General features: G+C 71.7%; 9 protein-coding genes. 3 read left to right on the top strand and 6 right to left on the bottom strand.

All coding sequences use genetic code 11. The annotated features are described in order from the left end of the window. Positions 1-1,012, bottom strand: a 1,012-nt coding sequence (locus ACWEBX_RS34965; protein WP_451888785.1) for an amidase domain-containing protein, incomplete at its 3' end; no start/stop codon positions are given. Between the two features lie 90 nt (positions 1,013-1,102). On the opposite strand from ACWEBX_RS34965, the gene ACWEBX_RS34960 reads away from it, so the two are divergent. From ACWEBX_RS34960 to ACWEBX_RS34950, 3 genes are all read left to right on the top strand, one after another. After that, positions 1,103-2,059 (top strand): GlxA family transcriptional regulator, encoded by a 957-nt coding sequence (locus tag ACWEBX_RS34960; protein ID WP_451888784.1) that lies wholly within the window; start codon positions 1,103-1,105, stop codon positions 2,057-2,059. Positions 2,060-2,176: 117 nt separating this feature from the next. Further along, on the top strand, positions 2,177-3,175 hold the full coding sequence (gap, locus tag ACWEBX_RS34955; protein ID WP_451888783.1) for a type I glyceraldehyde-3-phosphate dehydrogenase: 999 nt from the start codon (positions 2,177-2,179) through the stop codon (positions 3,173-3,175). A gap of 89 nt (positions 3,176-3,264) precedes the next feature. Then, complete coding sequence (locus tag ACWEBX_RS34950) at positions 3,265-3,582, top strand: antibiotic biosynthesis monooxygenase family protein (RefSeq protein ID WP_151467267.1); 318 nt, start codon at positions 3,265-3,267, stop codon at positions 3,580-3,582. 58 nt (positions 3,583-3,640) lie between these two features. Here ACWEBX_RS34950 and ACWEBX_RS34945 read toward each other — a convergent pair whose 3' ends face one another. The 5 genes from ACWEBX_RS34945 to ACWEBX_RS34925 form a co-directional block, all read right to left on the bottom strand. Continuing rightward, positions 3,641-4,822 carry a hypothetical protein gene (locus ACWEBX_RS34945; RefSeq protein WP_451888786.1) on the bottom strand — a complete coding sequence of 394 codons (1,182 nt, stop codon included), beginning with the start codon at positions 4,820-4,822 and terminating at the stop codon, positions 3,641-3,643. A gap of 176 nt (positions 4,823-4,998) precedes the next feature. Then, complete coding sequence (locus ACWEBX_RS34940; RefSeq protein WP_451888782.1) at positions 4,999-6,282, bottom strand: glycosyltransferase; 1,284 nt, start codon at positions 6,280-6,282, stop codon at positions 4,999-5,001. A gap of 123 nt (positions 6,283-6,405) precedes the next feature. Continuing rightward, complete coding sequence (locus ACWEBX_RS34935; RefSeq protein ID WP_451888781.1) at positions 6,406-6,933, bottom strand: hypothetical protein; 528 nt, start codon at positions 6,931-6,933, stop codon at positions 6,406-6,408. Between the two features lie 8 nt (positions 6,934-6,941). After that, the gene (locus ACWEBX_RS34930) at positions 6,942-7,457 is read right to left on the bottom strand and encodes a SigE family RNA polymerase sigma factor (protein ID WP_451888780.1); all 516 of its coding nucleotides are present in this window, start codon (positions 7,455-7,457) and stop codon (positions 6,942-6,944) included. 129 nt (positions 7,458-7,586) lie between these two features. Then, a partial coding sequence (locus tag ACWEBX_RS34925) for an NAD(P)-binding domain-containing protein (RefSeq protein WP_451888779.1) occupies positions 7,587-8,940 on the bottom strand: 1,354 nt, incomplete at its 5' end.

Genomic DNA, 8,940 nt, shown 5'->3' with positions numbered 1-8,940 from the left:
GCGCGTCCGTTGTGAAGGACGGCGACCAGGTCGGTTTCGGCCGCATGCTGTTCCGCCTCACCTCGGGCTGAACCCCGGCGCCTCGCCGCGGGTTGACGCCGACGAACGAGTCCGACTGGATGTCGGCGTTGCCGAACCACTTGTGGAAGTCGTTCACGTAACCGGGAACGTGCTTCCAGCCACCCGCCTTCAGGGACTGGCTGACGAAGTTCGTGCAGTCTCCGCCGGCGCCCTCCCCGTTGAAGTTCGGGTACGCCGGGTTGTAGTTCTTCCAGTACTTCGCGGCGTACGCGGCCATCGCGTTGTAGTCCAGGCCGGTGGCCGAGAAGTTCTTCGGCTTGGCCGGCGCCGGCCTCGTGATGGCGGCACGGGTCGCCGACGGCGGCGTCGTGTCACCGGTCATCGGCGTGGCGACGAACGTCGTGGCCTCGACCTGGTTGACCGCGACCCCGTCGTCCGTGTCCTGGACGCCCGTGAGCTGCCAGTCGCCCTTGTGGTCGGCCTTGAACGTCAGCGTGTGGTGCGCCTCGAAGCCGGTGGTCTTCGGCTCGGTGCCCGTCGCCTTGTCGTAGGCCAGCGTCGTCGTCTCGGTGACGTCGACCGTGGCGTTACGACCCTTCACCCGCGTACGGTCCAGCGACACCGTGGTGTTGGCCGAACGGTACTTCTCGCCGAGCTCCGCCAGACGGGCCTTGCGGCTCTCCAGCTTCGTCAGCGCGGACTTCTCGGAACGCGACTGGGCCGAGGACAGGCGTACGTCGCCGGAGAACCGCGACGTCTTCCGCTTCGTTCCGTCGTCGCCCACCAGGGCGTCGGTACGGTCGGTGAAGACCGCGTCCGCCAGCCGCTGGAAGGTCGCCTTCGTGGCCGCGTCCACTTTGGGATCGGCGTTGACACTCGCCGCGCCCGCGGACCAGTTGGGCAGCAGGGCTGCGCCGGCGACGACCGAGGCGGCCGCCGCGGTGACTATGGTTGCGCGTTGCCGCTTACGGCTCAGTTTCCTTGATTTCAATGGGGATCCCCTCTACACCGGTATTCGATACCGGAGCCGCATCCTCGCACGGCGTGTGTGGCTCCTGTGAAGGGGGTTACGCTCTTCACCGTGTCGGCATCTCCCTTGCACCGCGTCGCCGTTCTCGTGCTCGAGGGGGCCAAGCCGCTCGATGTCGGCATCGCCGCACAGGTGTTCACCACTCGGGCGAGCATGCCGTACGAGGTGAGGGTGTGCGGCGCGGAGCCCGGCCTCGTGACCGGCGGCGACGGCCTCTCGTACCACGTCGCCCACGGCCTCGAACAACTCTCCTGGGCCGAACTCGTCTTCGTCCCCGGTTACCGGTCACCGGACCGCGAGGACCCGCCGCCCGCCGTCGTCGCCGCGCTGATCGAGGCCCACGAGCGGGGCGCCCGCCTCGCGGCCATCTCGACGGGCGCGTTCGCGCTCGCCGCCACGGGGCTGCTCGACGGCAGGCGGGCCACGACGCACTGGCACTACACACGGGCGCTCGCGGCGAAACACCCGCTCGTCAACGTCGACGAGAACGTCCTGTTCGTCGACGAGGGGAGTGTGCTCACGTCGGCGGGCGCCGCCTCCGGGATCGACCTGTGCCTCCACATCCTGCGCGGCGACCTCGGGGTGGCCGCCTCCAACCACGCGGCCCGCCGCCTGGTCGCGGCCCCCTACCGCAGCGGCGGCCAGGCACAGTACGTCCCGCGCAGCGTCCCCGAACCGCTGGGCGAACGGTTCGCCGCCACCCGCGAATGGGCCCTGCACCGGCTCGACGAGCCGCTCTCGCTGGAGGCACTCGCCGAGCACGCGGCCGTCTCGCCGCGCACCTTCTCGCGGCGCTTCGCGGAGGACACGGGATACACGCCGATGCAGTGGGTCATGCGCGCCCGCATCGACATGGCCCGCGAACTCCTGGAGCGTTCGCAGTGGAGTGTCGAGCAGATCGCCGCGGGTGTGGGCCTCGGCACCGGAGCCAACCTGCGGCTGCACTTCCACCGGATCCTCGGCACCTCCCCGAGCGAGTACCGGCGCACCTTCACCAAGGGCGAGTAGACCGCCACGGACCGTCCCCGGCCGGCTGGCGCGATCCTTGCGGACCATGGCGATCTCGCCGCTGTCATCGCCCGGCACCGCGCGCGAGTCTTGGAGGGAGCCGAAGGGACAACAATCATGACTCGCATCGCCATCAACGGATTTGGCCGCATCGGGCGCAACGTGCTGCGCGCCCTGCTCGAACGCGACACGGACCTGGAAGTCGTCGCGGTGAATGATCTGACCGAGCCCGCCGCCCTCGCGCGGCTGCTCGCCTACGACTCGACCTCCGGCCGGCTCGGCCGCCCGGTGACCGTCGACGGGGACACCCTCGTCGTGGACGGCCGGCGCATCAAGGTGCTCGCCGAGCGTGAACCGGGGCAGCTGCCCTGGGCCGAGCTCTCCGTGGACGTCGTACTGGAGGCCACCGGCCGCTTCACCTCGGCGAAGGCGGCGGGAGCGCACCTCGACGCCGGTGCGCGGAAGGTGCTCGTCAGCGCGCCGGCGGAGGGCGCCGACGTGACGCTGGCGTTCGGTGTCAACAACGACGCCTACGACCCGGCCGTGCACACGATCGTCTCGAACGCCTCGTGCACGACCAACGCGCTCGCCCCGCTGGCCGCGGTGCTCGACGACCTCGCCGGCATCGAGCACGGCTTCATGACGACGGTGCACGCCTACACCCAGGAGCAGAACCTCCAGGACGGCCCGCACCGCGACGCCCGGCGCGCCCGTGCGGCCGCCGTCAACATCGTGCCGACCACGACCGGTGCCGCCAAGGCGATCGGCTTGGTGCTGCCGAACCTCGAGGGCAAGCTGTCGGGCGACTCGATCCGGGTGCCGGTGCCGGTGGGCTCGATCGTCGAGCTCAACACCACCGTGGCCCGTGACGTGACCCGCGACGAGGTCCTCGCGGCCTACCGCGCCGCTGCCGAGGGCCCGCTCGCCGGTGTCCTCGAATACTCGGAGGACGCGCTCGTCTCGTCCGACATCACGGGCAACCCGGCCTCGTCGATCTTCGACTCGGCCCTCACCCGCGTCGACGGCCGCCACATCAAGGTGGTCGCCTGGTACGACAACGAGTGGGGCTTCTCCAACCGCGTCATCGACACGCTCCAGCTCCTCACCGCCGGCTGAGCCGGAACCGGAGCGAGGGGGGCCGTCCGGGCGGGGGCATCGGGCGGCCCCTGAGCCGTGCTCCCTCCGCGGTGCGGCAGGATGGGGGCATGAGCGTAGTCAAGATCAACGTCCTGACCGTCCCCGCCGAACAGCGGGAAACCCTCGAGAAGCGGTTCGCCTCGCGCGCCGGCGCCGTGGAGAGCTCCGACGGCTTCGAGTGGTTCGAGCTTCTCCGTCCCGTCGAGGGCACCGACGACTACCTGGTGTACACGCGCTGGCGTGACGAGGAGTCGTTCCAGGCGTGGATGGAGGGCCCGATGAAGTCGGCCCACCAGGGCGGCGGCGACCGCCCGAAGCCCGCCGCGAGCGGGTCCTCGGTCTGGTCGTTCGAGGTCGTGCAGCAGGCGGCGCCTAAGAACGCCTGACACCGCGCCACGATCGGTACGTGCCCCGCACCGCGGATCGGGTGCGGGGCCCGGTCCGTCACGGAATCCCGACCTCGAAGAGCACGTACCCGGCGTAGGAGCCCGAGGCGAGCGCCGCGACGGTGAGGACCGTGCACAGGACCGGTGTGCTGAGCCGGCGCATGGCGGTGGCGCAGGGGATGAGGAGCGGGAACGCCGGGAGCAGGTAGCGGGACACGTTGCCGAAGATCTGCTGGCTGCCGAGGACGAGCGCCATGGTCAGCACGGTGCTGACGGTCAGCACGAGCGGAGGGCGCAGCCGCACCAGCAGGGGCAGGGCGATCAGGGCCAGCAGGACGGTGCCGGCGGCGATGACGTCTTCGTGGGGGTAGGCGAAGAGGTAGTCGTAGTGGCCGACCATCAGGGACGAGAGCACCTTGACGGTGTGCCGTCCGTAGTCGAACGAGTGGGCCCAGGCCTTGTCCTGGAGCGTGAAGTACCCGCCGTAGTCGCCCATGCGGTGCCCCACCCAGACGAGGTAGCCGGCCAGACCGGCGGGGGCGATCAGCACGGCCGCGACCGGGCGCAGGACCGCGTCCCGGCGCCGTGGTCCTTCCGGAGCGCGGCGGTCCCCCCAGCGGCGCACCGCGCGCCGGTGCCGGACCACGTCCACGAGCGCGGCCAGGGCGAGTGCCGCGATCAGCGCGGTGGCCGTCGGCCGGGTGAGGCCCGCGAAGCAGGTCAGGAGGCCCGCGGTGAGCCAGTTCCGGCGCATCATGGCGTAGCAGGCCCAGGCGGCGAGGGCGACGTAGAGGGACTCCGAGTAGCCCGACCACTCCACGCCGGAACCGGGCCACACGGCCCACAGCCCGGCGGCCGCCAGCCCGGCGCGCCGGCCGCTGACGCGGGCGGTCACGGCGTGAATGCCCAGCGCGGCCACGAACGAGGCGGCGACGGAGACCACCAGGCCCGCGCCGAGCAGACCGAGCCCGGTGCAGGAGGACACCAGGCGCATCAGCGCGGGGTACAGCGGGAAGAACGCGGCGGAGTTGCCCTCCAGGGTGATCAGGCCGGTGGCACCGGGTACCGGCACGAGCGCGGGATGGTAGCCGTGCGCGGCGATCTGCTGGTACCACCAGCCGTCCCAGGTGGCCAGGACGTCCCAGACGTGGGTGCCGCCCCCGAAGCGGGGGTTCTTCCGGCGGAAGTCCCCGGAGGAGTCCAGCAGGCACATGAAGACGCAGAAGCCGACGAGTTTCATCGTGCCGTACAGGGCGAGGACCGGCCCGTGCCGCCTCGCCGCCCGGTCCAGCCGCTCACGCCAGTCGGGGCCGCCGTCCGGGCGTGTGCCGTCGGGGCGTAGGGCTGGGCGCCAACGGGTGGCGTTCCGGGGACCATGGGCCTGGCGGGCCCAAGTGGTCGTGAGGCCGGGCTCGTTCATCGGGGCCCGCCTTCCGCGCCGTCGCCCCGGGCGGCCGTGGGGAACACCCAGCTGCGCATGAGGAGGAAACGCAGCACCGTGGCCGCCAGGTTGGCGGTGACGAGGACCATGATCTCGGCGGAGCGTCCCGGTGCGCGCGTCCCGTGGTGCAGCGCGGCCAGTGAGCCGCTGGTGAGCGCGAGTCCGAGGCCGAGGACGGCCAGCCCCTTGGCCTGGTGGCTCAGGGCGCCGCCCCGGCCGCGCAGCCCGAAGGTGAGCCGTCGGTTGGCGGCCGTGTTGGCCACGGCGCAGACCAACAGCGCCCAGGCGTTGGCGGCCTGAGGTCCTGTCACCGGGCGCAGGGACGCGTACAGCAGGACGTAGCCGATCGTGCTGAGCGCGCCCACGGCACAGAACCGCAGCAGTTGAGCCGTCAGGGAGGCCGGTGGCGCACTCTCGGAGGCGCGCCCGAGGCGCGCTGTGGGCAGCGTGCCACGGGCCAGCGCGCGGCCGATCCTCGCGATGCCGCGCAGGTCGGCCACGGCGGTGGAGACCAGGTCGACCCGGCTGTCGGGGTCGTCGACCCAGTCGACCGGTACTTCGTGGATACGCAGCCCGGCGCGTTCGGCGATCACCAGCAGCTCGGTGTCGAAGAACCAGCCCGAGTCCTCCACCAGCGGCAGCAGACGCTCGGCGACATCCCGGCGGACGGCCTTGAATCCGCACTGCGCGTCGGAGAAGCCGACGGCGAGCGTGGACCGCAGCAGCGCGTTGTAGCAACGGGAGATGATCTCGCGCCGGGGGCCGCGGGTCACCCGGGAACCGCGGGCCAGCCGGGTGCCGATGGCGATGTCGGAGTGCCCGGATATCAGCGGGGCGACGAGCGGCAGGAGTGCGTTCAGCTCGGTGGACAGGTCGACGTCCAGGTACGCGAGCACCGGCGCCTTCGAGCCGGACCACGCGGTGCGCAGCGCCCGTCCGCGCCCCTTCTCGTCGAGTCGTATCCACGTGGCCTCCGGCAGGTCGGCGGCCAGCCGGGCGGCGATCCGCGGGGTGGCGTCGGTGCTCGCGTTGTCGGCGACGGTGATGCGGAAGGGGTACGGGAACGTCTCGCGCAGGTGGGCGTGCAGGCGGCGCACACTCGGTTCCAGGTCGGTCTCCTCGTTGAACACGGGGACGACCACGTCCAGAACGGGTTCCGTGTGGTCCGCCGGCAATGGAAGCCGGACGGGGAGCCGGTCCGAGGGCACACGGCCGGATTCCTCGAAGTCCGTGCGGGCGCACCGCAATGCCTTCGTCATGGTCTGTCCTGTTCTGTGCGCTGTCGCGGGGCAGGCCGAAGACGCTCACGGCCGGACCGCGCTGAGGAGTGCGGAGAGGGATGCCGGGTGGGGCGGCGGTGCTGCCGCGGACGCCGTGCCGGGCTACCCGGTGCTGCTGACCTCGACCGACGACGGTTCGGGGCCCGACGCGGGGGGCGAGGACGTCGGGGTGTTCCTCGGCGTCGCGGTCTCGGTGGCGGGTGCGCTGGTCGTCGCCGTCCCCCCGTCCCCGGGGCCGGAGGTCACCGACGTCGAACTCTCCGTCGGCGTGGGCGTGTCCGGGGGGCCGGAGGCTCCGGTGGTGCTCTCGGCCGTGCCGGTGGCCGACTCGGTGGGTGCCCCGCTCGACGACGGGGTCGGTGACGGGGTGACGTACGGGGTGGCGGGGGTGTCGGTGGGCCGCGGTACGGGGCCGAGGGGACGGTCGCTGTCCGGGGCGTGCGGCAGCAGGAACAGGCCGAGGCTGATCCCGGCGGCGGCCAGGACGCAGCTCGCGGCCCGCCGTGCCGCGCGGATCCGGCGGCGGACGCGGACACCGTTCCGGAGGCTGTTCTGCTGTGCGGGCTCGAAGGGGGTGTGTTCCTGGGCGTCGCGCATCATCCGCGCCAACTCCCGCTCGAAGTGGTCCATTCTCTCCTTCACCCCACCGGCTCGATGACATCCGCCAGGATCTGGCGCAGCCGCGCCACACCGCGTGACGCGTGGGAACGGGCGGTGCCGAGCGGACAGCCCAAGACCTCCGCGACCTGTTTCTCGGGCAGGTCCTGGTAGTAGCGCAGTACTACGGCCGCCCTTTGCCGGGGCGGCAGTTGGGCGAGCGCCGCTTCGAGACGCGACCGTTCCACCACGGCCGTGGACTCGTCGCCGGTGTGCGCGATGTCCGGCAGCATCTCCACGGGGCGCTCGCCCCACCACCGCCGCCGTGCGGAGCGGGCGGCGGCGCGGGCCATGACCTTCCGTACGTACGCCTCGGGCGCCTCGTCGGCCACCTTCGGCCAGGCGAACCAGAGTTTGACCAAGGCCTCCTGAAGCAGATCCTCGGCACGGTGCCGGTCACCCGCGCAGAGCAGGCGGGCGAGGTGGAACAACGCCGACCAGCGGGCCGCGACGAACCCGTCGAACCCGCCGGTCCCCTCGGCTCTTGCCTGTCCCATCCGCACCCGTCCCCGCACTTGCCGGCTCGTACACCTGGGGAAAGACGCTGGAGGGCGCCTCGCTATGCACTTGGGGCGCGTGATCTGGGTCACGCGTGACGAGATCGGGGGCCGCCCGGGGCGGAACCGTCAGCGGCCGGCGGCGCCCCGCCGGGCCCGGGCCGCGCCCCTGCGGCGTTCCGTCAGCAGTTCGCGGAGATAGGACCGCGCGTCCACCTGGATGGTGTGCCGGGTCGAGGCGACATAACGGCGCGCCAGCCTCTCGCGGTATGTGGCGGTCTCCTGGCGCATCCGCTCGGGCCCGGGCAGCGCGCACCGGCCCTCCAGCAGGTCCGCCACCCAGTGCGACTGCGCCTCCGCGAGGGGCATGATCGCGCCGAGGGGCTGGACCAGCCCGATGAAGTAGAGGCCGGGACGGTCCGGCGCGACCACGCGGTGGTAGAGCGCGATGTCGTTGCCGGACGGATCGATCACCTCGTCCTTGAGGAACGGGAACGCGATGTCGTAGCCGGTGCAGTAGACGATCGCGTCGATCACCTCCGTGCTCCCGTCCTCGAACGTCACCCGGTCGCCCTCCAGCCGTACGGGAGCCGGTCTCACGGTGAGGTCGCCGTGGCCGAGGCGCGAGAGCAGGTCGTCGGAGATGGTGGGGTGCGCGGCCAGGACGCCGTGCCGGGGCGTAGGCAGCCCGTAGTCCCTCAGGCGGCCCCGGCTGAGCCGCAGCAGCAGCCGCAGACCCTGTGCCTGCACGGACAGGGGGGCCCTCGCGAGCCAGGAGCCGGTGAGATGGTCGGTGGGCACACCGAAGAGGTACTTGGGCAGGATGTGCGCGCCGCGGCGCATGGCGAGGACCGTGCGCCGGGACACCCGTGAGGTCTCCACCGCTATGTCGCAGGCCGAGTTGCCGATCCCGAGGACGAGGACACGTTTGCCGGCGAAGGGCTCCGGTGTCCGGTAGTCGTGGGAATGAGTCTGGGTGCCGGTGAACTCCTCGGCTCCCGGAAGCGACGGCCTGGGCCAACGGGCCTTCCAGTGATGGCCGTTGGCGACCAGGACGGCACCGTAGACCCGTTCGGCGGTCTCGCCGGAGTCCAAGTGGCGTGTGGCGACGCTCCACTTGCCGTCGGGCAGGGGTTCCACGCGCACGGCCTCGGTGCGGAAGGCGATCGACGGTCGCAGCCCGAAGTGGTCGACGAAGCTGTCGAAGTACCGGGCGATGTGGAAGTGGCCGGGGTAGACCGGAGAGTCCTCCGGCATGGGGAAGCTCGCGTACTCCATGATCTGGCGCGAGGTGTTGATGTGCAGCGAGCGGTACGCGGACGACATCCCGTTGTCGTTCAGGTAGCGCCAGTTGCCGCCGACCTCCGACCCGGTCTCGTAGCAGTCGTACGGGATCCCGCGCGCCGCCAGTACCTGGCAGGCCGCGATCCCGGACGATCCCGCCCCGATCACGCACACCCTTTCCATGCCCGCCCCCTCTTGT

Source organism: Streptomyces sp. NPDC005070 (assembly GCF_053600395.1).
Note: the sequence above shows the minus strand (reverse complement) of the source record. Positions and strands in the feature narration are given on the sequence as shown.

Bases quoted from the DNA above. Each gene is read 5' to 3' on its own strand.
- ACWEBX_RS34950 (WP_151467267.1), top strand. From the start codon at position 3,265: ATGAGCGTAGTCAAGATCAACGTCCTGACCGTCCCCGCCGAACAGCGG.
- ACWEBX_RS34945 (WP_451888786.1), bottom strand. From the start codon at position 4,822: ATGAAACTCGTCGGCTTCTGCGTCTTCATGTGCCTGCTGGACTCCTCC.
- ACWEBX_RS34930 (WP_451888780.1), bottom strand. From the start codon at position 7,457: ATGGGACAGGCAAGAGCCGAGGGGACCGGCGGGTTCGACGGGTTCGTC.
- ACWEBX_RS34940 (WP_451888782.1), bottom strand. From the start codon at position 6,282: ATGACGAAGGCATTGCGGTGCGCCCGCACGGACTTCGAGGAATCCGGC.
- gap (WP_451888783.1), top strand. From the start codon at position 2,177: ATGACTCGCATCGCCATCAACGGATTTGGCCGCATCGGGCGCAACGTG.
- ACWEBX_RS34935 (WP_451888781.1), bottom strand. From the start codon at position 6,933: ATGGACCACTTCGAGCGGGAGTTGGCGCGGATGATGCGCGACGCCCAG.